This is a genomic window from Curvibacter sp. EU05-FHT14A10, assembly GCF_058791075.1.
This window is the reverse complement of record NZ_JBYTDE010000002.1, coordinates 1-24,056: the sequence shown is the minus strand read 5'-3', so window position 1 is coordinate 24,056 and position 24,056 is coordinate 1. Positions and strand designations below refer to the sequence as shown.

Sequence of the window (24,056 nt, the reverse complement as noted above, 5' to 3'; positions counted from 1 at the left end):
GGCCTCGTGCAGTCCCCGCTCAGCTCGGTTGCAGCGTATGAAGCGCATCCGCCAGCGTGGGAGGCAGTTCAATCACGAATCGACACCCCTGCCCAGGCTCTGAGTACAGAAGAACATCCCCGCCGTGCAGCCTGGCCACGTGACGGGTGATCCACAGGCCCAGGCCGAAACCCTGAGCCTTGTCGTCGTACTGGCCGCGTTCAAACTTGTAAAAAATGCGGGCCTGCGTCTGCTGATCCAGGCCCTCGCCTTGATCGCTGACCGACAACAGAAGCCAGCCCCGGGTGTCCAGCGTGGTGCTGACGCTGACCTGGCCCTGCCGTGCGTACTTGACGGCATTGTCGATGAGGTTGGACAAAGCCATCCTGAGCAGGGTCGGGTCACCGATCCAGACCGCTGGATCCGGGGCCAGAGACAGTTGCAGCCAGTGCCTGGGCGACCAGTGCACCAGTTGGGTGGCTTCGTTCACCAGGTCGGCCAGATTGAACTCGGCGCTGACGAGCTGCAAGCCGCCGGCGCGAAAGCGCTCACTGCACAGGCTGTTGTCGACCAGGGCACTCAGGCGTCGGCAGGCGCGCCGGATTTGCGCGGCCTGCTCAAGCTGACGTCCAACGTCCTGGTCAGGAAAACTCATCTGCTCGGTGGCCGCGCTGTCGATGATCGTCAAGGGCGTTCTGAACTCGTGGCTGATCATGCTGAAGAACTGCCGTTGCTCCAGCAACATGCGGCGTTCTTGATCCAGCGCCAGTTGCAAGGATTGCTGGGCCTTGCCCAGCTCGGCCGTGCGTTCACTCACCCGCGTCTCCAACATGCGCTCCGACGCAGCCAATGCCCGATGGGCCTGGGTTCTGGCTTCGTGGGCCCGTTTGAAGCGCTGGTACAACCCTGCCCCGATCGCTGCGGCGGCCATGGTCAGCAGCAGCAGCAACTGGAATTGCCAGACCAGCGCAGTGTCATGTTTCACCACCCGCGTCCCGGTGAACTCGGCCAGGGTGAGCACGATGTTGCCCGATTGGAATACAAAGGTCACCAACAGCAGGCCCCGTTCAACACTCCAGCCACGTTGCCGGATGTCTGCACCACAGATCCAGCTGCCTGCAAAGACGCTCAGCATCGGGCAGACGATGCCCAGCAGGGCAAAGCGCCCGTAGCAGCCGAGGGGGATGCTGAGCATCGCGGCGACGTTCGCCAGGCACAGCAGGCGCAAAAACACCTGCACGGCGCGCCATCGGGCCTGCCCGCGGGTCACCAACTCGGTCGTCAGCCAGGCCACGCCGGCCGCGACCGAGAACGAGCCCAAGCCCACCATCGCGCTGGCCCAGGCCGGGTGCTGCTCCAGCAACCAGATGTTGGTGTACCCATGAAGATTGAAGGCGTGAATCAGGGTCAAGACCCCCAAGACACCTGTGGCGGCCAGGCGCCGTTCCTTGAAGATCACGGCACCACCGCCCACCAGCAAGAGCAATGAGAAGCCCAGGCCGAAATACAGCCCCAGGCCCCATCCCTCGCGCTCGGTCTGGCCCAGCAGATCGTCCGGGCGCCACAGACTGGCATAGACCCGCATCACGCTGCTGCTCTGCACCCGGATCAGGACGGGCTCAGCAGGGTTCAATCGAAAAAGAAACTTGCGTGTCGACAGGCGCTCAGCCGAGGGCCGCAGGTCCCCCGCATCTTGCTGCGTCCACTGCCCTTGACGGCGTTGATAGAGCGAGATCCAGTCGAGGTAGGGCGGGCTGATCTGCAGCAGCAGATCGGGCTCGTGCTGCAACTCGGGCGGTACCGTCAGGCGCAGCCAGACCACGTTTCGGGTGTAGCCTTCGCTGACGGGGCCCTGAAGCCATTGAAACTCAGTGTCGGGCTTGGCCGCCACGGTATCGACCGTGGCTTGGCCAGTGACATCAATCCATTGCTGCCACGGCCATTGACTGCCCAGAAGGATAGGATTTCCGGCCTCCAGCCGATGGCGCCATTCCCCCGCATGCAACCCGTAGCTCCCCAATAACAGCATCAGACATACCAACCACCTGACTGTGAGTTTTTGTGAGTATTTGTACATGGCGCGTTCCGTGCGGGGCCTGGAGAATCCAAGATCAAAACCTTTCATGATGCCTCAACAAGCCGCCTCTTCTACCACCGCTCCCAGCATTGCTGTCGTGGAGGACAACGAAGACATTCGCAACAATGTCTGTCGCTTCCTCGTCAAGTCAGGCTTCAGGGCTTGGGGGGTTGAATCGGCCGAAGACTTCTATGTGGCCTTGCTCAGAGAGCATGCCCACCTGGTGCTGGTGGACCTTGGTCTGCCCGGTGAAGATGGCCTGTCGCTGGTCAAGCGATTGGCCGTACAAGGCATCCCCGTGGTGATTTTGACGGCACGGGGCGAACTCAGCAGCCGCATCGCGGGCCTGGAGTCCGGGGCGCTGCAATACTTCGTGAAACCCACCGACCTCAATGAGTTGGTGGCCGGCATCCGATCCTTGCTGCGGCGCACGGGCCAGCCCTCGGCGGGCCAGACCACCGTGACGGCTTGGCGCCTGCAAGCCAACGAAGCCGTGCTGATGTCACCCGACAACAAGTCGGTTCCACTGACAACCCGAGAACTGCAACTGTTGGGCTGCCTGGCGAAAACACCGGGTACCGTCGTCAGCAAGACTGACTTGATTGAGTCGATGGGGGGTGGCGATTCCGAGGAGGCTTTTCACCGCATTGAATCTCAACTCAATCGCCTGCGCCGCAAAACCCTGACCGAGACGGGCCTGCCCTTGCCCGTGCGAGCCGTCTTTGGCAGAGGCCTGGTCTTTGTGCCATGACGCCGATGCAGATTCAGATGCAGACGATTTCTGTGGTGGCTTGTCACGCAGGCAGCTCACGGGATGCCGAGGGGGCTGCGCATGTTCGCGGATGGCCGCTGGGCATTGGCCCCATGTCGATGGGCTTCCACGGGGCGTGGGCTGGCTTGCCGGCCAGCAAGACAAGGAATGATCGTGTGGGGCCACGAATTTCGCGGCCCGCAGCCAGCTGAAAAGAACCAACTAACAAGATGAGCACCATCGTCTCAAACTTGGATCTGCTGAAACGCATTCCTCTGTTTTCCTTGCTGACCGCGGCGCAAGCTGAGGCCATTGCCTTGACTGTGAACAAACGCCACTACAAGCGGGGCGAGGTTCTGGTTCGGCAACACCACCAGGCCCATGAGCTGTTTGTCTTGCTGGCGGGCCGGGTGCGCGTGTTTTCCAGTGACAGCAAAGGGCGCCAACTCGTTCTGAACAAACTGCGCAAAGGCGAGATCCTGGACGAGATGAGCCTCATCGACGATCAACCGCACGCAGCCACTGCCCAGGCCGAGATCCCCACCGACGTGCTGACCGTGAGCCGGTCTGATTTCCAACGCTGCCTGCAAGAAAACAGACATGTCGCTTATGCCATCATGAATCACCTGGTACAGCGCCTGCGTCAGGCCAATGGCAAGATTGAATCGCTGGCACTCATGGACGTTCACGGCCGCGTCGAGCGCGCCCTGCTGGAGCAGGCCGAGCCCACCGACGATGGCTTGATGGTGATCCATGAAAAGATATCCCGCCAGGACATCGCCAAGATGGTCGGTGCCTCGCGAGAAATGGTGAGCCGGGTGATGAAAGACCTGGAGGCACAGGGCTACATCCAAACGGACTCGCCCTGCCGAATGACACTCAGAGAACCCTTGCTGCGCCATCTGGCGTCACAGCCATGAGATCAAGCGCCCATCGACCCGCCAGGCCTGCCCGACGCCCCCATGCCGCTGGGCGACCCTGATGGGTTCGACATTGGCAGAAAACCGTGGCGCATGCCGCCGTGCCAGAAAACAGGACCATGGCCCGCCAATGGGCACGAGCCCAAGCACCGGGCCATGAATGCAACAGGTAGCACCCCATGAGACGGCCTTCTTGAGCAAGGCCACCAACTCTTCGGCGCCTTTGTCGAGGCCCACCCGCGCAGCCTTGAGGCGCCCGATGGCTTCGAGTCTCACAGAGCAGCACGAACCCATGACCCACCCACATCCCCGGCCCCCCTCCTGAGGGTGCCACGCCCACTAGGCGCCCCTTGGCCCCAGCGGCCAACCCCATCCCGATCCAGCGCTGAAGGGGGTGGACTATGGCCCACAAAACCAGACAAGCAGTCCACGCCACCGGCGGTCAGGCCACCATCCTGGCCCTGGCGCTGCAAGGCGAGTTCAGCCGCCTCAAGGAAGCCCACCAGGCCCAGGCCTGCATCAACAGCCTGCTGTCACCGGATCAACTGCCCACACTCGAACAGCCCGAAGAGTTCAGCGTCACGCCTGAAGACCTGCGGGCTTTGTTGCGGGTGACGCAGGCGGCGGTGGAGAGACGGACGGGGGCTGTGGAGGCCGCTATTGGGGTGTTGAGGGCGGTTTTGGGGTGAGGGGTGGGTGGCGGCTTTGCAGGGCGGGTTCAACCGGTCGATGCAACACACTAGCAGTGCACGTTGTGCAAGGAGATTCGTGTGAAGCAAAGACCAAGGATTTACTACACCGCCGCCCAAAAAACGGTGATGTGGGAGGAGTGGAAGAAGGGCAAGACGCTCCATCAGATCGGACTGCTCTTCGATCGACCTCACACCTCTATCCATAACATTCTTTCGCAGACAGGTGGAATCCGTCCACCAGAGCGACGACGGTCCTGCAAGGCTTTGACAATGGCCGAGCGCGAAGAAATATCCAGAGCCCTGGCAATCGGCGATTCGATTCGAACTATTGCTAAGCGATTGGGCCGAGCACCGTCCACGGTCAGCCGGGAGCTTCATCGAAATGGCGGCCTTCTTCGTTACCGAGCTACCTCGGCTGACGAGTCAGCCTGGGAACGCGCCCGCCGGCCCAAACGCTGCAAATTGGCGACTAACCCTTGCTTGGCCCAAATCGTGGCAACCAAGCTGCAGAATCAGTGGTCGCCAGAGCAGATCGCTGGCTGGCTCAAGCATACTTACCCGAGCGACCCCAGTCTCCACGTGTCCCACGAAGCCATCTACCGAACGCTTTTCATCCAGACGCGAGGCGCCTTGAAGAAAGAGTTGCTCGAGCATCTGCGACGTACGCGAGGCATGCGACGCTCTCGCCATTACACCCAGAAGACGGCTGGCCACGGCCAGATCAAAGACACCGTCTCGATCAGTGAGCGCCCCCCGCAAGTCGACGACCGGGCTGTGCCTGGGCACTGGGAAGGTGACCTGGTGTTTGGCAGTGGGAACAGCCAAATCGCAACGCTGGTAGAGCGCAGCACGCGATACCTGATGCTGGTCAAAGTAAAAGCCAAAGACACCCAGACAGTGACTGATGCGTTGATCAGACACGCAAGCCAACTGCCCGCAGAATTGTATCGATCACTCACCTGGGACCGCGGAACCGAAATGCACGCTCATAAGCGGTTTACGGTTGCGACCGATATACAGGTTTATTTTTGCGACCCCCAAAGTCCATGGCAGCGCGGCAGTAACGAGAACGCCAATGGTCTTATCCGTCAATATCTACCAAAGGGCCTGAACATCTCCATCTATTCGCAGGCCGAACTCGACGCAATTGCCCGACAATTGAATGAAAGGCCGAGAAAGACACTGGGGTACCGGACACCGGCCGAGATGTTTCAAGAATGTGTTGCATCGACCGGTTGAATCCGCCGCCCAAAGCGGAAATCTGCTCGCTTAGATTGGTCGCTTGGTAGCGGCCATTCAGTCAAGAAGTCAAATCAACGCCTAAGATGACTGAAATGCAAAGGTGATTGTTCAACTCATCAGTCCAGTGAATGCACAATGGGGCTTTTTGCACCATCAGCGCCAAGTGATCGATGGCAGGTGAAACTTGCCTTTCATTGACCAGCATGGTGAGGAAGGACTCGCCCTCAGTTCCCCCCCCATACGTCGATTTCATGCCGGAAATATCCGCGCCCCTTGCCATATGCTCGAAGCTGCGGCTTCTACCTCCAAGTACGACTTCGGCAGCAAAGGCGTGCGTGCGACTGCGCTATCCTTCGACCATTCTGCAGTATGCCCCTGCTTATCTTTCCGCTTCAGCTTTGAGCCGCCACCCAGCGACAAAGAAAAGAGGTCTAGAAATCTTCTGGCTCCAACTCCAGTGAAAGGCTCAAATGTGACTCGATTTCCTTCAGACTGATTGTCAAGACTGGTTTTGAGCGAAATCGCCTCAGAATGCAGATCGAGTGCCCTACTTTTTGGGTAAGGCTCGACATAGACAACTCGTTCTATCCCCGCATCAATAATGTGCTTGGCGCAATTGTGACAAGGAAACGTTGTGCAATACAACGAAGCTTTTACTGTCGAGACACCAATGCGCGCACAGGAGAGAATTGCCTCCATCTCGGCATGAACGACGCGACCGAACTCTGTCAGGTCGGATATCTTGCTCTGCCCAAGAACCGCTTCCAGCTCTTGTTTCTTGTCCTCACTTGAAAGCGAATGCTCAATCAATGCGCTGACAATCTCCTTGATGATTTCATTCTGAGCCGCCTTGTTTGAATCCTTTTCCCTCGTGTAGTCCTTCCCATCTTCGGCGTCATTGACCACACCGGTTGCAGGGTCGACTTCCGCCCAATACTGACCACCGCCGAATCTAGGAGTGTCGTTGGCACCAGTTGCAACGATCTGTTGGTCACGAGCGATGATCGCACCAACTTGCCTGGAAAGGTCGCTCGATCTAATCGACGAATTGAAGGCCATGAACATGGCAAATTCGTCGAAAGTTGGACTCCTGAACGGGTTGGAAAAAAGCAGTTCCAGGAACCGCTGAATTGTGTTTTTTACCTGGTCATCATTTTTTCCAAGACTGACAAAGAAATCCGACAAGTGGAATGTGTCTCTGGTCCTTTGTCCATGATCAACCTTCTCATCTTCGTCGATGCGGATCAATTCGTCGGCTTGGCCCTGATTTAGCGACTTGTCTTCGACAAGATAGGCGTGCCTTCGCTTTTCATCGGCATGGATTCCAAACAAGTAGAAGCCATCACCATAAACCTTGCGAAGGAATTCGACTTCATCCGGATGTTTGAGTGAATTGACAATGTATGCGGTCCTCTTTGGATCGCCACTGCGCGACTCTTTAATTTTGTGAGCTGCGCCAGCGGCAAGGATGGCATTGTTCCCAGTTGTCTGTCGAAGCTCGTCCCCCTGATTCATATAGTGCTTTATGCGATCATATTCACTGGGATTTTTGATTGACTGAGATAGTAGACTCGAGACGCGAATTTCCTCAACGGCATAACCAAAGCCTCTAAGTCGGTCCTGCAGCGGATCGAGAACACGCCTGTATTCGGTGCCAACGGCATTCACTATTCCGATAACCAGTTCAGTGTCTTTGAAGTGGCCTTGTAGATAGAGATTTTCCGGCGATACCATGTTAGCGTCGTTCGACTTTTCATCTGACGCTTGGGGCAAAGTGAGCGGGATTTCTTCCTTGGGTGCGGTATATTCCGCGGGATAGAGCAGGTGGGGGACTGATGCCTCCAAGCGACCAAGCCCCGGGTCTTTACCTTGAAAATTCAACGTACCGGTGCTACTGAACCAATTGAGAACGCCACCATCTAGTCGTAGCACCTTTTTGTTAGGATGATCTTCATTCCATTGACCGTTTAGCGATGAGAGCTTGCTTTTCAGCGAATCAAACGTGCCGGTGAACTTGAGACTCATTGGGTATTTCTTTCAATTCGGTCTGACTGGTGAAGGCGGCTGTGATGAGTTCAGTAAGGCGTACTTTGGCAATGTCAATTGGCCTTGTCAGCTCCAGATGGCGACCAGCTCGGCAATCTTTGTTGCGACTACTGCCATCGAGTCTTCCGACGTGTCAAGGCCGCCTCGTGACGCGAGCATGGGGCTGACATCGCGGAGGGCCGTGTAAGTCGTGCCGTGCACGATGGGCACGAGACGGCTACCCTGCAGGAGGGTCGAAAGCTCTTTGTCAGCGACGCCCTCTTTCGGGAGGCGTGCTAGCAATGCCGGGGTCACCAAGACGAGCCCGATTTTCGATGCCGCCAAACCCTTGTCGATAGCGCGCATCATCGGCACGCCAAGGCCAAGGTCTTTCTCGCTGAACCAAACCTTGACACCAGCCGCCTCGAGTAAATCGTGCAGTTCCTTGGCGGCTTCCCGCCGGTCATCCCAAGCGTGACAGAGGAAGCAATCACGAAGGTCTGGCTTCACCGCTGCTTCTTTCTCAATAGCCTCGCGGACTGGCAGGAGGGACGCCACCTGGGCAGGCGTGTACGAAACGGACGAGCCGGCACGCGACCAGTGCGGTCTTGAACTGGCGCCTCCGCTGGACCTACCACCGCCGCTGTAGCCGTTCCCGCCGCCCGATGAGTAAGAAGAGCTGTACCCGCTGCCGTAGCTGCTGCGGTAACCGCCATAGCGTGAACTGCATGCAGGGCAGGCCGCCGCCGCGGCCGAAGAGTTGTGTCCGCGTACTGGTGCTGTGCATCTTGCCATTTCTGTGCTTCCCCATTTGTGTGACAGTGCTGATCGTAAGCGCAGTAACCTATGCAATCATTGAATATGGCGGTTGAAAGCCTGTGAAGTTTCTGTGCACAAGCAACTTATCCGCGCAGTCGCCCATCACACACGCTACTGCGGTTCTAGCGGGATCAATGGGGTGATCAACCGTTTCACGAATCCTCCTAGCGAGTTAAAGGCCGTGTAATTCAGGGGTGATCACGGAATCGTGGGCTCCCCGTAAGATAGCCAAACAGATTGATTTTGCTCCTGACGCTCGCATCTAATTGAATCAGCTAGCTCGGCGCATCTCAGGCTAAGTACACCGTTTGGGAGCGGTCAGTCCCCAATGTCGGCTCCTGGCCGATGTGCGTCATGGTAACTGCTGCTGTACTGGGTCCATAGTGGCTGTTGGGATGTACCGTTAAGTTGGCAATTGCAACGTCTCCCATTGGCGTAGCAATTCGACTTGGCGGCGGAGTTGGTCAGTCGGCATTGTTTGGGAACCCCAAACCGGAACTCGACCGGCATACTCTCCCAGCAACCAGAATTGCCGCACTGCCATGAACCGAGCGATGGCGGCAAGGTCGGCATCTGTGACCGGGCGTCTATCTCGGTAGGCGGAGATGTAATTTTTCCATTGCATTTCCACCGTATCTGTCGCCTTACCGTCCGGCACGCGCGGATATAGGCTCCATGGGTAGACCGCGAGCTCATACGCCAGGTAACCTGGACCCGCCTCGTCGAAATCGAAGAATATTGCTCGGCGTTGCCCTTCGGCGTCGGTCACGACGAAGTTGTTCTGACCGTGTGCGTCGCCGTGGCATAGCACGCGGCTTAGTTCGCCTAAGGCCAAGATTTCGTCGTGTAGCCGCAGGCCCAGCATCTCGAATTGCGCCCGCAACTCGCCAGTCATGGTGGGCGCGCGAAGTAGGCCCTCCAGCGGCCTCAGCAGGAGATAGTCCAGGTCAAGCACATAGGCGCTCGCCGGCCCGCGGTAGCTTTCGCCCCCTTGATGCAAGGCGGCCAATCCGTGCGCAAAGGCCTGGATGTCAGTGGCTGCTTCACTAGTAAACTCCCCGTCCAGATATTCGAAGAGCATCAACACGCGGGCGCCTTCCGGCAGCGGCACCTGTATGGCAATCTCGCCGGTCGCCGTTTTCACACAGCGAGAGACTTGGCAACCGACGTGGGCCCAGTGCTCCAGTGCTGCAGCTTCAAACGACGCATTGGGACCACCTCGCGGTCGCTCAGCACTGAGTCGCGCCACAACGCGCCTCCCGCCGGCAAAGCCCAGTCGATAGACCTGATTGAAACTTCGCCGCAGGAACTCACTCTCGACGACATCGCCGAGTCCGTAGCGGGCCTGCACAAGGGCGGCGATGCTGCTTGCCGTTGGCGTCGATTGCGTGATTTCCAGTTGCATTCCTGTTCCGCAAGAAAAAAGGACGCGATTATGGCGCGGCGGCGCGCAGACTCGAACGGCCGCATCTGGCCGGATTCTGCCCTACATCGGCGGGCGCAGGTGGGCCCATTGCTGTCTTAAACATAAGACCCACAAACCCGTCAACTGAAGCCGTACGAACTAGGCCCACTCCGTATGCAAGCTATAGTGTTTGAAACGAATGCGCTTGCGCGTTTGTTTCAGGACTAGCGAGGTGCGCGGCAAAGGAGTGTGGCAGCTTTTATGATTGAATTTAGTACTACTTCTTCATGTGATCGCCATGCCAAAAACTTCGGCTACATGCCTCGCGCCGCGTTTTCTTCGCATCAATATAGACCGCAAGCTTCAGACATAGCCCTCGGCTTGGTACGGTCCACATTACGTTAGGCGTCAGACCACATGAGCCTGCTAACTCGGTTTCTGTTTGGAAAGTCACCGCCTCGGATAGAACATCCGGTCTTGGGCGACGCATTGCTGATGTCTACCAAGAATGGCTCCTATTGGGAGATTGAGACTGAAGTAGCAGGCAAGCCCTTTACCGTATTGATTGAGACAGTTGGAGACCAGAAGCCGACTCAAAATCAGGTTGAGTTCTTCCAAAGCTTTGCGAACGATCCAGGCCTAGCCTTCAAACGGGCCTTCTCGCTGCTTATTCCTGCGTACCTGAAGTGGACAAGAGCGCCATTCCCGAACAATTGGATGGATGCCTTCCTATTCGCTGGCATGTCTGTACCTCTTGCCGCCGACGAAAGGAACCCCTGGGACTTGTCATTCGAGTGCTTAATGGATCGCGACGGCCACCTCTTCACATGCACGTTTGAGAACGGCCAACTAAAGGAACTGAGCATCGATGGCTAGCTCTTTTCATGTACTGACACCTATGCGCCGAGCCATCGATTCAATGCAGTCAATCGTCGAAGATCTTGGCCTCGTGATTCGGAACGCTGGTTTCCATTGAGCGTCTGCTCTTCTCGCTGCCTCAGGCAGCTCCTGGCCGGATTCTGCCCTACATCGGAGGGTGCTGGCGGGCCCGTTGCAGCCTGTCGCCAGTTGAAATTTTGCGTGGTTGATACCAGCCCCTCCGGATTCGACCCACTGTGCACTTCGCACGAAGCCTGCTGCAAATGACATCAGTGAGCCACCGTTTCTTGCGCAGACGCAGCACTGCCTTGTCGCCACTGTCCAGGCGGCAAACCGTTATGCCTGCGGAAGGCGGCCGAAAACGCGTACATCGATGTATACCCAACCCGTTCTGCGATATCGCTAAGGGCCATGTCCGGAGTTCGCAGGAGATCACGCGCGATGGCCATCCGCCAAGCCGTGAGGTAGCGCATGGGCGCATCGCCCAACACGTCTTGAAAGACGCGAGCAAATGTTGCCCGCGACATATTGCTCAAGCCAGCCAACTCGTCCACGGTCCAAGCCTTGCTGGTGTCGCCATGCATGGCCTGCAAGGCTTTGGACAGGCGCGGGTCCGAAGCGCCGCGAAACCAGGCCGGCGCTGTTGCGCTGGACGCTAGCCCAGTGCGAATGCCCAGCACCACCAGGACGTCCAGCAATCGATCCAGAACCGTCTGCCGACCCGGCTCTAGATGAGAAAGCTCGCGCGATAACAGCGCCACGACGCCGTGAATTGGATCGTCAATGCGTGCGGGAATCGCCAACATCGATGGCAATGAATTGACCAGTCCCGCTCCGATGTCGCCGGAGAAGCGGTAGGCACCGCAGAGGAAAACAGCCGCACGCGGATCGCGCTCTGCCTCATTGACGGGTTGCTGAGCCCGAAAGTCTTCTGGCAAGACGCAGACCGCGCCGGGCTCGTGGGCAATGAAGTGGTCCGGGCCTCCCCGTACAAGGGCCAGGTCGCCCTGCCGCAGTTCAAGCGCCTCTTGCTCATGGCCCTCGACCCAAAGCCATGCCTGCCCTTGAAGTACAGCGTGCACCGCGAGTTGGATCGTGCCAGGCAGACGCAACCCCCAGGGGGCGATAGCGATCGACCGCGCGAACACTCCACCGGAGGCTCGGGCGCGTGTCAGATGCTCTTGAAGTATGTCCACGAAATGAGCGTATCACACAAATTTACGAGCTATTTGATTATTGATGCATTCAATGGTCACCCCTAAAGTCTGCATCACCGACCTACATCCCGGAGATCACCATGACCCCCTGCACCCCCAGCACCCCTAGACCGACCCTGGTTCTCGGCGCCACCGGCAAGACCGGCGCGCGCGTTGCACAAAAGCTGCGCGAGCGTGGCACCACCGTCCGCACGGCGGCCCGGCGAGGTGCAGACGTTCGCTTCGACTGGGACGATCCGTCCAGCTTCGCCCGCGCTGTCCAAGGCGTCCAGGCCATCTACCTGGTGTCACCCGTCCTGCGGGTCGACTTCGCACCGGTTGTTAGCCGGTTTTTGGACGAGGCGCAGCTCGCTGGGTGTAGGCCACATCACTTGTCTCAGTGCCCATGGCATTGAACTGGCCCCGCCACAAGTGGCGCTGCGCGCAGTCGAGCTTGACCTGGCTTCGCGCCCATCCTTCACGCACTCGATCCTCAGGCCCGCCTGGTTCATGCAGAACTTCAGCGAGACATTCCTGAAACCGGTGAACGATGAGATCGTCGTGCCCTGCGGGATGGGGGCTGAGGCCTTTGTGAGTGCCGAGGACATCGCCGAAGTCGCGGCCGTCACGCTGACTGACCCTGTGTGTCATGCGGGCCGCGCCTACGCCCCCACGGGCCCCGAGGCATTGACATTCGAGCAGGCGGCACCGCTCATTTCGAGGGTGGTTGGACGCAGGATCACCTACCGTGACATTGAGCGCGAGGCCTGGATCCGTGCGATGACGCAGGCGGGGGTGCCCGCAGAATACGGTGACGTGCTGCGCATGTTGACGGAGACGATTGCCAGCGGTCACGGCTCGCAACCCAATGGCGACGTGATGGCTGTCACGGGCAAGGCAGCATCGCCGTTCACTGTGTTCGCCGCAGCGACCACCGCCGCATGGCGCTAACCCGCGCGGCCCTGCACCAGGCTGACAAGTGAGCTTTGAACGAGCTGTCGCCATTGTGAAGGGCACAACCCACCGACCATGGTCAATGCAGAGACCAGCGCAGACTCACGATTCCCATCAAGGAGAGCCCCTATGACAGGTTCACTCTACTCGGCTTTCAAGCCGGTCAAACCCTATTTCGATCTGGTGCGCACAGCCTTGGGCGAGCGCGTCGACGGCGAACACTTCTTCGACTGTGCGTCTGACGACATGACGTACGAAGTGCTCTACGAGTTCCCCGGTTGGCCACGTGTCATTCGTGGCAAACATGAACTCATGGAAGGTTTCCGGGGATACGGTCAGCACATCGTTATTCATGCGGCCGATCACCTGAAGCTGCACGCTGCCGATGACGGCAAGGTCGTGGTGCTGGAGTACGAGGTGCACGGGACAATTTTGTCAACCAACAAAGGCTACAACAACCGGTTTTGCTCGATCATCACCGTGACAAACCGTCGAATGGTGCACTGGCGGGACTACATGGACTCCCTCGCAGCCTGGAATGCACTGACCGTCCATGGCTTGTAACTGCAGGTGCGATGCCTTGGATGAGCTGCAGGTGAGGTGCCCGTCGCGACAGACCGCTCTTGGCCGAATGAAGCCCCGTAGTTCATCGCCCAAAGATTGTTCGACAGGCACTAAACAGAAGCGTAATCGTCGCTAAAGCAGGGGGAATTCCGAAGACCACTGCAACCACTCGTTCCCACATGGCCTGACGTGACCGGGCAACTTTGAGACACAGGTACGCAGCAACAACAGTGACGGCACTCGGGACCGCATGGTCGACTGGGCCGCCGCCATGGGAGAAGTTGCCCCAATCTGTGAAGAAGAAAAGGTAGTAGAACAACCCAGTTAAGACTGCGCAAAGCACCGGCAAGCCCGATGCCACGGAAAAACCGATATGCATCCCAGTTTTCATTTTGCAGCCGCTCCCGTAGCCCCCCTTGGCCGTTCTCAACATCGTATCAGGCACCTACCAGTTGGAGGCTTCTGCTTGAGTCCAAAACTGTGGCTTGGTTAGAACAGGTACGGAGGGCAGGTTGGGATCGGGTCCTATTGAGAGCAAGATCACGGCACTCCCTCAAGTTGGTAGGCCAGCCTTTTACCGCCTTTTCAGATCTCGGTCTGTTCGGCAAGCTCAAGCGCATCATCAACTTCGATTCCGAGGTATCGGACTGTCGACTCAAGCTTCGAATGTCCAAGCAATAGCTGAACCGCCCGTAGATTCTTGGTTCTGCGGTAGATGAGGGTGGCTTTGGTGCGCCGCATCGAGTGTGTGCCGCATTCTGTTGGGTCCAAGCCGAGTTGCTTTACCCAACTCACGAGAATACGCGCGTACTGCCGTGTCCCGAGATGCGGTGAATTGTGAAGTCGGCTGGGAAACAAAAAGTCCTCTGACTTCAGACCCGCGACTTTGATCCACTTTTGGAGCGCTTCCCGTGTGGTTGCCGTGATTTCGAATTGGACGGGACGCTGGGTTTTTTGTTGCATGACGAGGGCTCGTGAAGCGACTTGATCACCATGGTAGACATCTCGAACCTTGAGAGCTACCAGGTCACATCCACGCAGCTTGCTGTCAATTCCCAGGTTAAATAGCGCGAGCTCGCGCACCCGGTTTTCCATCTGAAGACGCACACGCAGTGCCCAGATGTCTCTGGGCTTGAATGGCGCTTTCTGCCCAACGATCTTGCCCTTGTTCCATGGCTCACGATGAACAACGCTTGGAAGAGATTCCATGACGATCTCCCATTGAGCTGAGGTACACCCAACGTGCACCTTCTAGATTCAGTTGTCCACTCTCACCCACACTGGCCGTGTCAGATTAGCCACCAGGGAGGGGCTTGCGGCGATGTTTGTCATCGTCCGCTTGTGATCGCCGCAGGCACTCGAGGCGTGCAATTCGACCGACAGCAACCAGCCTAAAACGGCAATTCATCCCCCCTACACATTCGCGCCCGCAAAACAACGACGCTTTAACGATTGCACTTCAAACACATGCCCATCAATACAAATCCCACAACCGATTTTGTTGTCAGGTGATGGAATCATTTGGGCGATCAGTCTTCGTTGTGCGCTGCCACCAAGCGCGGGGGTTACGCCGCAGGCTGGGTGGCGAAATCCTTGAGGTTCACGCCCAGAACTTCCAGCTTTTTGGCATACGAGTCCCTGCGTTTGGCGGCCTTTATCGCGGTCTCGGTGGCGGTTTGTATGGCCTTGGGCCCTTTGTGGGCAGCCGCCTGGATCAACCCGAACTTGTGAGCGGCATCCGCCTCGGCCCGCTTGAACGTGGCGATGAGCTCAGCGTGGGCATCGGATGGATTCACAGCAACTCCCTTATCAGTCGACGTCGTCATGCTTAAATTTTGACGTTGGCGCGAAGCAAGGCGGTTCTCAATTCGCGCGTGGCTTCTTTGGAAATATCCACCTTTTGAACCGCCAGGTCGAACGAAGAGGCTGGCTTGATGTGGGTGGGCAGTATCTTTTTGGCCGGAAGCTTGCCTGGGTACGTCCCTTGACGCGGACACATGCGAACGGAAAACCCGAATTCTTCGAGCACGCCTTTCGCATACAACTCTGCCAATTGTTGAAACGACACGTAGGTGGAGCGTTTCACGTCTTTACGCCCTGGTTGACTGACGTCGCGAACGAGTTCGAATTTTCCGAGTGAATCGCGCTGGGTATCGGTGAACGGATGCAGCAAGAAGGTCTGACGAACGCCATCCTTTTTGGACATCCAGGTGTGCTCGACGGCTATATCGGTTAACAGCATGTTTTTCTTTTAGCTCCGAGCGCTGCAGCTGGCGTGACCGCATCAGCCGGCACATCGCAGACAGCAGATTTTGTTTTCAAAAGACCTCAACCGGGAGCCGGGTGCCCCAGGCAGTACGGGTTGAGCGCGCGGGCAAAAACCGCCCAGCGGGTGCAGACTTTAACTGAACGAGCGCCGGTGGCAGATGCCGATGGCACGGCGATGGACCGGGCCTGCCAAGGGTGGCCGATTGAAAGCCCAAGGCGCTGGCGCCACTGCGGCTGCCCCTTCAACACCCCACCACCCTACTTGATGCAAACTCCCCCCACCTGACCTGTCCCGAGCCCTCATCCACCCCATGGACCTTCGCGCCCTCCGCTACTTCATCACCGTGCTCGAAGCCGGCAGCCTGTCGCGGGCCGCGGGGTCGCTCTACATCGCCCAGCCGGCACTCACGGCGCAGATCAAGAAGCTGGAGGCCGAGCTGGGGGCGGCCTTGTTTGAGCGCTCGCACGTGGGGGTCACGCCCACGCCGGCGGGCTTGCAGCTGTATGAGGATGCGCGGCGGCTGTTGAGTGATGCGGCGGCGATGCGTGAGCGCATCCAGCGGATGCCGCAAGAGCCCGAGGGCTCGGTGACGATGGCGGTGCCGTTTTTGCTGTCGTCGCTGCTGATGGGGCCACTGCTGGCCCGGCTGAAGGCCTCGCACCCGCGCATCCGGGTGTTTGTGCTCGATGACCTGAGCCTGATGGTGAAGAAAGCCATGCTGGATCGCCGGGCCGACATCGGCATTCTGGTGGACGCGCCGCAGGTGGATGGCCTGCATTGCCAGCCCCTGGCGACCGAGGCGATGTACTTTTGCGGGCACGACCCCGAGGGGCGGGTGTTGCCCTTGTTGCGCGCACCTGCCGTGGCCGAGAACGGTGCGTCGGCGCCTGGCGGCCCGGGCCACCCCCGGCCCGAGATCGACTTTGCCGATGCGGCGGCCCAGCCCCTGGTGCTGCAGTCGCGGCGCTACTCGATCCGCCAGCGGGTAGAAGAGGCGGCAGCGGCGCGCGGGGTGGCCCTGAACATCGTGCACGAGCACGATTCGGCCCGCGTGATCCGATCGCTGTATGCCAGCGGCGCGGGCTTTACCTTCACGCCGGCCTGCGCACTGGGCGAGGCGCCGGCTGGCAGTGCGGCCAGCGCAGACTGGCGAGTGGCCAGGGTGACGGGGCCCGATCTGCTGCGCCACTACAGCCTGGCCTGCAGCGCCGAGCGCGAGCCCAACGCGGTGATGCAGGTGGTGATGGCCGCGCTGCTGCAACTGGTGCAACAACTGGTGGACGAAGGGCGCTGGGAGGCCCGCTTGCCGACCTGAGCCCCCAGGCCCACACGCCCACACGCCCACACGCCCACACGCCCTCATTACACCGGCCTCGGCGCAGGCCATCAAACATTTTGATGGCACCCCATCAGCAATCGGTATTTCCCTGATACCCCGGTCTTCTGGAACAGTGCACCCGCACCCCCGGCCTGCACCCCTTGCAGCGCAGGGCGGATTTTCAGGAGACCGCATGACAACAAGCCATCCCCCCCTGGCCGGGCGCCAGGTTCTCAATGTGGGCGCGCTGGTGGCGCGCAGCGCCCGCGCCCATGCGCAACGCACCGCCGTCAAAACCCCCAGCCGCAGCGTGAGCTATGCCGAGCTGGAGCACCGCTCCAACCGGCTGGCCAATGCGCTGCTGGGCCTGGGCCTGCAGCGCGGCGACCGGGTGGGCATCTACCTGCCCAACTGTGTCGAGATCGTCGAGATCGAGATCGCCTGCTACAAGGCCGGGCTGGTCAAGGCGCCCTTCAATGCGCGCCTGTCACCGACCGAGGTGGGTGCCGTGGCGGCCAATGCCGAGGCCAGCCTGATCATCACCACCGCCGAGCGGGCCCAGGCCATCGAGCCGCACCTGCTGCAGGCCCTGCCCGGGGGCGCGACGCCCATCGTGCTGCTGGTCGACGGGCCTGTGAGCACGGGCTACGAGGCCCTGCTGGCCCGTGCCAGCGACCAATTCACCCCGGTGGCCGTGCAGGCCGACGAGGTGGCGGTGCTGCACTACACCTCGGGCTCGTCGGGCGTGCTGAAGGCAGCCATGCAGACCTTTGGCAACCGGCTGGCCCAGTTGCGCAAGTTCCTGACCCGCTCGGATGGCCAGCAGCCCGGGCACATCCTGGGCCTGGTGGGGCCGATCACCCATGCCTCGGGCATGCAGATCGTGCCGGCGCTGTGCCAGGGCGTGACGATCCGCTTGTTCAATGGCTTCGAGCCGGCGCGCTTTCTGGCCGACATGCGGGCCGACCGGGTGACACACACCTTCATGGTGCCCACCATGATCAACATGCTGCTGGCCGAGCTGGAGGGGCGCTACCGCCCCCTGCCCGATCTGCTGCGCCTGGGCTATGGGGCCGCGCCCATGGCGCCGGCGCGCATCCTCAAGGCCATGGATGTGTTCGGGCCCGTGCTGCAGCAGGGCTATGGCGCGGGCGAGACCACCTCGGGCGTGTGCGGGCTGTCGGTCGAAGACCACCTGTTCGCACGTGCGGCCCGGCCTGATCGCCTGGCCTCTTGCGGGCGGCCTTTTCTGGAATGCGATGTGCAGATCGTGGGCGACGACGGCCAGCCCCTGGCCGTGGGCGAGATCGGCGAGATCGTGGTGCGGGGCGACGATGTGTTTGCCGGCTACTGGCGCGCCCCCGAGCTGACGGCCGAGGTGCTCAAAGACGGCGCCTACCACACCGGCGATCTGGCCCGCATGGATGAAGAGGGCTATGTCTACATCGTCGACCGCAAGAAAGACATGGTCATCAGCGGCGGCTTCAATGTGTACCCCTCCGAGGTGGAGGCGGTGCTGTACCAGCACGATGCGATCGCCGATGCCTGCGTGTTTGCCGTGCCGGACGACAAATGGGGCGAGGCGGTGGCCGCCCATGTGGTGCTGAAGCCGGGCCGCGACGCGGGCGCCGAGCTGGGCGCCGCCATCGACGCCTTCTGCGCCCAGCACCTGGGCGGCTTCAAGCGGCCACGGCGCATCGAGTTCGTGGCCGGCCTGCCCAAGAACCCCAACGGCAAGGTGATGCGCCGTGCCGTGCAGGCCCCCTACTGGGAAGGCCGCGCCCGGATGGTGAACTGAAACCGACACGTGAGTGGGAGTGAGATAAAGAAAGAATGGGCGGCGAGATAAATGGGAAGAAACGGGTTCATCAGGGTAGAAGTGGGTCGGGCCGCCGGAAAATTTCTTTCCTGTGAGGAAAATGGCGAACTCAAGTGGGGTCGGCCGCTTTTCCCCTGATTTTTTGGCCGCGCTACCGGGTGACCTGGTCGAGATAGTCGCTCAACACGTCCAGCACCGCCTGCTCATCCCCTCGCCCCAGTTCGCCGGCATCAGGATCAGCCATCAACAGGCCGCGGCGCGGCATGTGCTTGGTGCCCCACTCATGGTAGGTGGCGTAGTCTTGCCCAAAGCCGATCCTAACGCTTGTCTGGTTCGCCTGATGGTTGAGGCTGTGCAGCATGTCGCCGTATCGATCCAGGATTCTCCGGTTGCCATTGGCCGGATATGTCGCGACGGTTGACGCTGCCCACGGCGCCCAGGCCATTCCATTCGGATCGGTCTGAGTTTCGAACCGGCCGCTTACGCGGCTTTCCATTTCCTGCCCAATCGCGGCCATCGCGGGGCTCAAATCGGCCAGATGTTGGCTCAGCCGGGTCAGCACGTCTGTGACGGCGCTGTTGCTGATGTCGACAGTGATCAAGATGCCCCCTAGAATTCGGATGGCTGAGCGGTAGTTTCCAATGGGAACGGTTAGAGGCCGTAGGGCACCTATTATCCGGTTCGAGTCCGGCGCCGCTCAGCCCTTCGCTTTCGCGTTCAGCGGCACGTACTGAGTGCCCTCGCTCATGTTGCTGGCGCTCACCATCCCCCCCGTCTGTATGAAATTGGCTGTGACCCGGACCCGCTCCCGGTCGAAGCGGGCCTTCTGGCCGTAGTTCATCCGCACCACGATCTTTGCGACCTGGCCGTTGCCTTGCTCGACCGAGTAGACCAGTGCCGTGTTGGCCGAGTCCAGCCATGCTGCAGCAGAATCCAGCAGCTCAGGCAGCTGAGCCCAGGTGGAGTCGGAAACAGCAGCACCACGCGCTGTTTTCGTATCTCGCATCGCATGCTGCAGCTCCGAATCACGCATGAGAACCGCAGCGCTGTCCAGGTAAATTCCGTGCTTCTGCAACGCGTCTTGCACTTCGGCGCTCACGACGTGGACCAACAGTGCGTTATTGCTGGCCTGGCGCATGTCCGCGAGGCGTTGGAGTTGACTTTGCCACTCCCGCTGCTGCTCGACTTTGAGCGAGTCAGGCAATGCGGCCCACAACTCGGCCCCGGTGCGCGCATCGATCGCGAGCAGCTTGTCGCGCACCACAGCCTGCTGTTCCCGCGAGCGCGCCAAGCCTGGATTGAATCCAAACCCAGGATCAACCCCTGTGGGCACAGTCTCGATCACGCCAGAGCGCTGGTTTTGCCATTGCCGCCACACGACATCTGGCGCAACCTTGTCCATTGCCACGCCGGTGGGGGTCGAACCTGCGTCGTACTCCCGCTGGCTGACAGCAACGACCCTGCAACGACAGCGCCATCCGTTCGGTGGGTAGTGGGTCACCCAAAACGCGTCTTCAACCGGCAACGTCACGTTGTTCCATGCGGCATGCGCAGGTCGCACGCGGTCGTCGCCCTTGGTGATGTAGCGCAGATAGGGATGCGTGGCCTTGCTGCGCTGCACGCGCTCCCATTGGCCGGCCGCATAGGCCTGCCGGGTGTTCGTGTCGAAAATCAGTTTCAGGCGAGCTGGGTCGAAGCGAGTTTTGAGAATCTCGCCAGTGGCCGGTTCGGTCACCTCCTTCTCGCCCCACCAGCCCGCCTGAGCGAGCGCAGCGCGCGCGTCGCGCATGAAATCGCGGCGGCTGAGATCACCCTCCACGCTTTTCACGATCGCGCTGCGCAGGGTTTCCAGCAAGTCGGCGCTAGCCAGGCGGCTCACGGTGAATTGCCGTGTGTGCTCGTCCTGCCACATGTCCGCCCAGCCGTAGGTCTGCGCCGTGCCGGCTCTGCGTGCCAGGAACGCGATCGCGTCCGCTGGCTGCAGCCGCTGCAGATGCGCAAACTCCTGGGCTGGCGTCATTGATTTGCCCCGTCGACATTCAGTCCGAGGGCCCCACCGGCCCGGGCTGCGAATGCGGTCTTGCTCAGGCCGGCTTCCAGCGCTGTAGCGTCCATTCGGGCCAGGGCGGCGGGCAGACGGTCGAGCAACTGTTCCGCCGTCAGGCCATCTGCGGCGGCTCGCGTCAGCAACGCCTGCAGGGGCTCGACCATCGGCGACATGAGGGGCTCCCATTCAGCCAGGGCCTCGTCGACCAAGTTGTCGATCTCGTCGCGGTAGGGTCGCGCAACCGGCTCAGCAAAGCCCACCGGCCCGCCAGTGGCACCAGGCGCGGGCGAAGTGGCTGGTGTAGTGCTGCGCCGCCAGCCTTCGCCATACTTGGCTCGAACGGTTGCTTCATCGAGCTCGAAGCCCATCTCGGCGACCGTCTTGTCGGTTTCAGCCTGGGCCTTCGTGTCCTCTTCCTGCTTGATCTGGCGGTACACCATGCAGGGCTCTAGGCCGTTGAACTCGCAGATCCAGGCTATCAGCGTTTCGCTGAGCGTTTCGGAGAGCAGATCGCTGTCGGCCTGGGTCAGATCCTGGCGCACGTCCTGCCGCTCTTTGCTCGCCGCGGCGAGCGCTCCCCCCCCCGAGCGCGCCGGCTCCTGGCCGGTCAGCACCTCGGCGATCCAGTCGTCCATGTACTGACACAGTTGCTGCTGGGTGGTGACATTGCCTGTGAGCTTGCTCTCCAGCAGATCGATCTGCATGCCTTCCGGCGTGGCGAGGTAGCCATCGCTGTTCATAGCCCGTAGCGCGTCCACCAGCGTGGCCTTTTCCTTCGGGCTCGCGTTGCGCGGGTACTTGCCGTGGGGCGTCGGTGAGCCAAACCGGTCACACAGCTTGTTCCATGCGACGATGCCCTTGCGCTTGAAGAAGGTCGGCCACCAAAGCTGCAGACCGAGGCCGGTGCCGTAGGGGTTGTCATCCTCGGGGTTCACTCTGTGCACGATGAACTTGCGCTCCGGTACCGGAATGCCGGTCAGCATGTTCTCCCGGACCAGCATCTGCAGGCGTGGAGCACTGTTCTCGTCGTCCTGCACGAACACGAAGCGCCGCTGAGCGCGCTTGGGCACCCGTGCTGGCACCACCCGGCCTTCGCGGATCGTCCAGACGATCTCGGCGATCGCGTGGCCGGCCAGCAGCGCCTCCAGAAGCTCGCTGCACAGGCGATCGAATGCGAATCCCTTCAGGATCTCGGTCACAACGAGCGCGTCGGCTGCGGCCTTGGCGTTATTCTTCTGCTGCGGCTCGACTTGCCACGGCTTTCCAATCAGCGAGAGCTGGCGTTTCTGCAGGCCACCATAGACCTTGCCGTCGCGGCGCAGATCCCGGTAGAGCTCAACGCCGCCATGGCCACGCTCCAGCAGCAGTGGATCATTGGTGCGCAGCACACCCATATAGGCGACCTCGAAGGGGTCGCGCAGTCGGTTTGCAAACTCGGTGTTCAGCTCGGGCTGAACAGCGTCCGTCGGGCGTTGACCCTTGCTCGGGCTCGGCGATTTAGCCATGGATGAAATCTCCCAGCGACTGGCTCTCTCTCGGGCCGCCGCTCATGAATTCGATAGGAGCTGCAGGGTCAGACGCCGCCTGTCGGGCGAGCGCAAGCGCCCAAAACCGATCGGCGTGGCCGTCGGTATCACGCTCCGCCACGAAGCGGATGTTTCCGGCGCTGGTTGTCGTCTTTTGCAGCTTGCGAAAGTCGGACCGGATCTTTGGGTCCTCGGGGATTCGAACCTTGCGGTCTTCCATATCCCCTTTGATGGCATAGGCCATAGCTTCTTTGACCTGGGCCGTAAACGTCACGCCTTCGACGCGCTGCTCACCGAACTTGTCCTGCGCGTCATCGACCCAGCCGATGCCCAGGCCCGTACCATCAATGCAGGTTCTGTCGCAGATCTCGATCCACGGCCACAGGATCTTTTCCTGATCGCTTTTTCGCATCTTCTCCAGCGTTTCAACGTGGCGCGTGTAGAGCACGTCGCCCAGCTGTTCGACTACCCATAGCACGGTCAAATCCTTCTTGCGGCCAATGTCGATCCCGGCGAACAGGCGACCTTGGAACGGGCCCTGCAGGGTGTGCTGCCAAGACTCCCCGCCGGGGTACTCACAGGCAGTGATGAGTCCGTATTCCAGGAACTTGGCATCATCGTCGGCGGGGATGCACTGGTATTCTTGGTCGAACGACTCGGCATCGGCAGCACCGTTCTTCACGAAGTCGAAGTAGGCCGCCTCGTCCATGTCCTGTTGCTCAGAATCGGCCGGCAGGGCCTGCTGCAGCTTGAACAGAAAGCCCTGGTCCAGTGCGTCCTGCAGCGTCACCCGGTGCAGGCTGATGCGCTTCGGATTGCCACCATGTCGGGCCTCACGCACTAGGCCGTTGAAGAACGAATGCGAGCCCCGGTGCGTGCTCACCAGTTCCATGCTGCCGCCCCAAGTGATGCCGGGATAGGCAATGGCCCACATCTTTCGCTGGTCCGCGTGCAGTGCAAACTCGTCCAAGATGCGCGAGCCCCGCTTGCCGGCCTGCGCGTCTGGGTTGCTGGACATGCTGTGGATGCGCCGACCGCTCGCAAACTGCAGCACGTAGGCACTTATCCTCTTCTCCGCATCTAGCACGACCTCACCCAGGTCCCTTGCGGCCATGCCCATGATGCCCGCCCAGAGCTTGCAGTCTTCGATGAACAACCGCGCCTGGATGTCGTCGCGGCTGCTTACCCACTCGTCAAAGCGCGCCCCTTGTGCTGCGGCGCGTTCGTCAGCCCCGTATGCAGTCGACCAGCTGATGCCGATTTGGCGCGACTTCTCCATCAATTTGATGCGTGAGTCGTCCTTGATCCACTCGGACTGGAACGGCAGAAAGATCGCTTCTCGATCCTTGGGAATGCACTTGGCACGGCCTTTGAATTTCGCCATTACGCGATCCCCAGCGCTTCCCGGATCGCTGCCTTTGTTTCAGGCGTGACGCCACCCTTGTTGGGCATCGAGGCCAGCTTGGCCCGCTGCTCTTCGAGCAGCTCGCGGCGAGCTGAGGTTGCCCCTGAAAATCGGAGTGCATAACCGGTCTTCAAGCGGCAGATTTGTGCTGCGCCGCCAACCAGCGATT

At 60.3% G+C, this 24,056-nt stretch carries 23 protein-coding genes and 1 pseudogene; 10 read left to right on the top strand and 14 right to left on the bottom strand.

The window, feature by feature from the left end; genetic code table 11:
* Positions 1-19: 19 nt before the first annotated feature.
* Positions 20-2,008 carry a sensor histidine kinase gene (locus AC3WUT_RS03185; protein WP_492345630.1) on the bottom strand — a complete coding sequence of 663 codons (1,989 nt, stop codon included), beginning with the start codon at positions 2,006-2,008 and terminating at the stop codon, positions 20-22.
* A 94-nt stretch (positions 2,009-2,102) separates the two neighbouring features.
* Between AC3WUT_RS03185 and AC3WUT_RS03180 the strand changes: the two genes are divergently transcribed.
* The 4 genes from AC3WUT_RS03180 (at position 2,103) to AC3WUT_RS03165 (ending at position 5,658) form a co-directional block, all read left to right on the top strand.
* Entirely contained in the window at positions 2,103-2,807 is a 705-nt protein-coding gene (locus tag AC3WUT_RS03180) for a response regulator transcription factor (RefSeq protein WP_492345629.1), read from the top strand.
* Positions 2,808-3,037: 230 nt separating this feature from the next.
* Complete coding sequence (locus AC3WUT_RS03175) at positions 3,038-3,727, top strand: Crp/Fnr family transcriptional regulator (RefSeq protein WP_492345628.1); 690 nt, start codon at positions 3,038-3,040, stop codon at positions 3,725-3,727.
* A gap of 401 nt (positions 3,728-4,128) precedes the next feature.
* Positions 4,129-4,416, top strand: a complete 288-nt coding sequence (locus AC3WUT_RS03170; protein ID WP_492345627.1) for a hypothetical protein — start codon at positions 4,129-4,131, stop codon at positions 4,414-4,416.
* A gap of 81 nt (positions 4,417-4,497) precedes the next feature.
* Positions 4,498-5,658 (top strand): IS30 family transposase, encoded by a 1,161-nt coding sequence (locus tag AC3WUT_RS03165; RefSeq protein ID WP_492345626.1) that lies wholly within the window; start codon positions 4,498-4,500, stop codon positions 5,656-5,658.
* Between the two features lie 61 nt (positions 5,659-5,719).
* Here AC3WUT_RS03165 and AC3WUT_RS03160 read toward each other — a convergent pair whose 3' ends face one another.
* From AC3WUT_RS03160 to AC3WUT_RS03145, 4 genes are all read right to left on the bottom strand, one after another.
* Positions 5,720-5,914: a hypothetical protein gene (locus AC3WUT_RS03160; protein WP_492345625.1), complete on the bottom strand. Its 195-nt coding sequence runs from the start codon at positions 5,912-5,914 to the stop codon at positions 5,720-5,722.
* Positions 5,911-7,686 carry an anti-phage dCTP deaminase gene (locus AC3WUT_RS03155; protein ID WP_492345624.1) on the bottom strand — a complete coding sequence of 592 codons (1,776 nt, stop codon included), beginning with the start codon at positions 7,684-7,686 and terminating at the stop codon, positions 5,911-5,913. The genes AC3WUT_RS03160 and AC3WUT_RS03155 overlap by 4 nt, the downstream gene beginning before the upstream one ends.
* An 87-nt stretch (positions 7,687-7,773) precedes the next feature.
* Complete coding sequence (locus AC3WUT_RS03150; protein ID WP_492345623.1) at positions 7,774-8,196, bottom strand: toll/interleukin-1 receptor domain-containing protein; 423 nt, start codon at positions 8,194-8,196, stop codon at positions 7,774-7,776.
* A 712-nt stretch (positions 8,197-8,908) separates the two neighbouring features.
* Complete coding sequence (locus tag AC3WUT_RS03145) at positions 8,909-9,910, bottom strand: phosphotransferase enzyme family protein (protein WP_492345622.1); 1,002 nt, start codon at positions 9,908-9,910, stop codon at positions 8,909-8,911.
* A gap of 417 nt (positions 9,911-10,327) precedes the next feature.
* Here AC3WUT_RS03145 and AC3WUT_RS03140 point away from each other — a divergent pair, with 417 nt between their 5' ends.
* Entirely contained in the window at positions 10,328-10,786 is a 459-nt protein-coding gene (locus AC3WUT_RS03140; protein ID WP_492345621.1) for a hypothetical protein, read from the top strand.
* 272 nt (positions 10,787-11,058) lie between these two features.
* Here the strand turns inward: AC3WUT_RS03140 and AC3WUT_RS03135 are convergent, their stop codons facing one another.
* Positions 11,059-11,985, bottom strand: coding sequence for an AraC family transcriptional regulator (locus AC3WUT_RS03135; RefSeq protein ID WP_492345620.1), 927 nt, complete (start codon positions 11,983-11,985; stop codon positions 11,059-11,061).
* A 101-nt stretch (positions 11,986-12,086) separates the two neighbouring features.
* On the opposite strand from AC3WUT_RS03135, the gene AC3WUT_RS03130 reads away from it, so the two are divergent.
* From AC3WUT_RS03130 to AC3WUT_RS03120, 3 genes are all read left to right on the top strand, one after another.
* Positions 12,087-12,401 (top strand): NAD-dependent epimerase/dehydratase family protein, encoded by a 315-nt coding sequence (locus AC3WUT_RS03130; RefSeq protein ID WP_492345619.1) that lies wholly within the window; start codon positions 12,087-12,089, stop codon positions 12,399-12,401.
* A gap of 16 nt (positions 12,402-12,417) precedes the next feature.
* Complete coding sequence (locus AC3WUT_RS03125) at positions 12,418-12,936, top strand: NmrA family NAD(P)-binding protein (protein ID WP_492345618.1); 519 nt, start codon at positions 12,418-12,420, stop codon at positions 12,934-12,936.
* A 132-nt stretch (positions 12,937-13,068) separates the two neighbouring features.
* On the top strand, positions 13,069-13,503 hold the full coding sequence (locus tag AC3WUT_RS03120) for a nuclear transport factor 2 family protein (RefSeq protein WP_492345617.1): 435 nt from the start codon (positions 13,069-13,071) through the stop codon (positions 13,501-13,503).
* Positions 13,504-14,088: 585 nt separating this feature from the next.
* Here AC3WUT_RS03120 and AC3WUT_RS03115 read toward each other — a convergent pair.
* From AC3WUT_RS03115 to AC3WUT_RS03105, 3 genes are all read right to left on the bottom strand, one after another.
* On the bottom strand, positions 14,089-14,712 hold the full coding sequence (locus AC3WUT_RS03115; RefSeq protein WP_492345616.1) for a tyrosine-type recombinase/integrase: 624 nt from the start codon (positions 14,710-14,712) through the stop codon (positions 14,089-14,091).
* A 356-nt stretch (positions 14,713-15,068) separates the two neighbouring features.
* A complete protein-coding gene (locus AC3WUT_RS03110; protein WP_492345615.1) occupies positions 15,069-15,329 on the bottom strand; it encodes a hypothetical protein in 261 nt (86 codons plus the stop codon).
* Positions 15,330-15,331: 2 nt separating this feature from the next.
* The gene (locus AC3WUT_RS03105) at positions 15,332-15,745 is read right to left on the bottom strand and encodes a hypothetical protein (RefSeq protein ID WP_492345614.1); all 414 of its coding nucleotides are present in this window, start codon (positions 15,743-15,745) and stop codon (positions 15,332-15,334) included.
* 337 nt (positions 15,746-16,082) lie between these two features.
* Here AC3WUT_RS03105 and AC3WUT_RS03100 point away from each other — a divergent pair, with 337 nt between their 5' ends.
* Together AC3WUT_RS03100 and AC3WUT_RS03095 are read left to right on the top strand one after the other, a co-directional pair.
* Positions 16,083-17,087: a LysR family transcriptional regulator gene (locus AC3WUT_RS03100; protein ID WP_492345613.1), complete on the top strand. Its 1,005-nt coding sequence runs from the start codon at positions 16,083-16,085 to the stop codon at positions 17,085-17,087.
* 196 nt (positions 17,088-17,283) lie between these two features.
* Positions 17,284-18,888 (top strand): AMP-binding protein, encoded by a 1,605-nt coding sequence (locus AC3WUT_RS03095; RefSeq protein WP_492345612.1) that lies wholly within the window; start codon positions 17,284-17,286, stop codon positions 18,886-18,888.
* Positions 18,889-19,060: 172 nt separating this feature from the next.
* On the opposite strand, the gene AC3WUT_RS03090 is transcribed toward AC3WUT_RS03095, so the two are convergent.
* From AC3WUT_RS03090 to AC3WUT_RS03070, 5 genes and pseudogenes are all read right to left on the bottom strand, one after another.
* On the bottom strand, positions 19,061-19,510 hold the full coding sequence (locus AC3WUT_RS03090) for a phage virion morphogenesis protein (protein WP_492345611.1): 450 nt from the start codon (positions 19,508-19,510) through the stop codon (positions 19,061-19,063).
* Positions 19,511-19,606: 96 nt separating this feature from the next.
* Positions 19,607-20,929: a phage head morphogenesis protein gene (locus tag AC3WUT_RS03085; RefSeq protein ID WP_492345610.1), complete on the bottom strand. Its 1,323-nt coding sequence runs from the start codon at positions 20,927-20,929 to the stop codon at positions 19,607-19,609.
* Complete coding sequence (locus AC3WUT_RS03080) at positions 20,926-22,461, bottom strand: DUF935 domain-containing protein (protein ID WP_492345609.1); 1,536 nt, start codon at positions 22,459-22,461, stop codon at positions 20,926-20,928. The genes AC3WUT_RS03085 and AC3WUT_RS03080 overlap by 4 nt, the downstream gene beginning before the upstream one ends.
* Entirely contained in the window at positions 22,454-23,866 is a 1,413-nt protein-coding gene (locus AC3WUT_RS03075) for a phage terminase large subunit family protein (RefSeq protein WP_492345608.1), read from the bottom strand. Before AC3WUT_RS03075 ends, AC3WUT_RS03080 begins: the two co-directional genes overlap by 8 nt.
* Positions 23,866-24,056, bottom strand: a pseudogene (locus AC3WUT_RS03070) (terminase); the annotation flags it as partial. The gene AC3WUT_RS03075 and the pseudogene AC3WUT_RS03070, both read right to left, overlap by 1 nt.

Coding starts and splice junctions, on each gene's coding strand:
- AC3WUT_RS03185 (WP_492345630.1), bottom strand. CDS start 2,008: ATGCTGTTATTGGGGAGCTACGGGTTGCATGCGGGGGAATGGCGCCAT.
- AC3WUT_RS03180 (WP_492345629.1), top strand. CDS start 2,103: ATGATGCCTCAACAAGCCGCCTCTTCTACCACCGCTCCCAGCATTGCT.
- AC3WUT_RS03175 (WP_492345628.1), top strand. CDS start 3,038: ATGAGCACCATCGTCTCAAACTTGGATCTGCTGAAACGCATTCCTCTG.
- AC3WUT_RS03170 (WP_492345627.1), top strand. CDS start 4,129: ATGGCCCACAAAACCAGACAAGCAGTCCACGCCACCGGCGGTCAGGCC.
- AC3WUT_RS03160 (WP_492345625.1), bottom strand. CDS start 5,914: ATGAAATCGACGTATGGGGGGGGAACTGAGGGCGAGTCCTTCCTCACC.
- AC3WUT_RS03155 (WP_492345624.1), bottom strand. CDS start 7,686: ATGAGTCTCAAGTTCACCGGCACGTTTGATTCGCTGAAAAGCAAGCTC.
- AC3WUT_RS03145 (WP_492345622.1), bottom strand. CDS start 9,910: ATGCAACTGGAAATCACGCAATCGACGCCAACGGCAAGCAGCATCGCC.
- AC3WUT_RS03140 (WP_492345621.1), top strand. CDS start 10,328: ATGAGCCTGCTAACTCGGTTTCTGTTTGGAAAGTCACCGCCTCGGATA.
- AC3WUT_RS03130 (WP_492345619.1), top strand. CDS start 12,087: ATGACCCCCTGCACCCCCAGCACCCCTAGACCGACCCTGGTTCTCGGC.
- AC3WUT_RS03120 (WP_492345617.1), top strand. CDS start 13,069: ATGACAGGTTCACTCTACTCGGCTTTCAAGCCGGTCAAACCCTATTTC.
- AC3WUT_RS03115 (WP_492345616.1), bottom strand. CDS start 14,712: ATGGAATCTCTTCCAAGCGTTGTTCATCGTGAGCCATGGAACAAGGGC.
- AC3WUT_RS03110 (WP_492345615.1), bottom strand. CDS start 15,329: ATGACGACGTCGACTGATAAGGGAGTTGCTGTGAATCCATCCGATGCC.
- AC3WUT_RS03105 (WP_492345614.1), bottom strand. CDS start 15,745: ATGCTGTTAACCGATATAGCCGTCGAGCACACCTGGATGTCCAAAAAG.
- AC3WUT_RS03100 (WP_492345613.1), top strand. CDS start 16,083: ATGGACCTTCGCGCCCTCCGCTACTTCATCACCGTGCTCGAAGCCGGC.
- AC3WUT_RS03095 (WP_492345612.1), top strand. CDS start 17,284: ATGACAACAAGCCATCCCCCCCTGGCCGGGCGCCAGGTTCTCAATGTG.
- AC3WUT_RS03085 (WP_492345610.1), bottom strand. CDS start 20,929: ATGACGCCAGCCCAGGAGTTTGCGCATCTGCAGCGGCTGCAGCCAGCG.
- AC3WUT_RS03080 (WP_492345609.1), bottom strand. CDS start 22,461: ATGGCTAAATCGCCGAGCCCGAGCAAGGGTCAACGCCCGACGGACGCT.
- AC3WUT_RS03075 (WP_492345608.1), bottom strand. CDS start 23,866: ATGGCGAAATTCAAAGGCCGTGCCAAGTGCATTCCCAAGGATCGAGAA.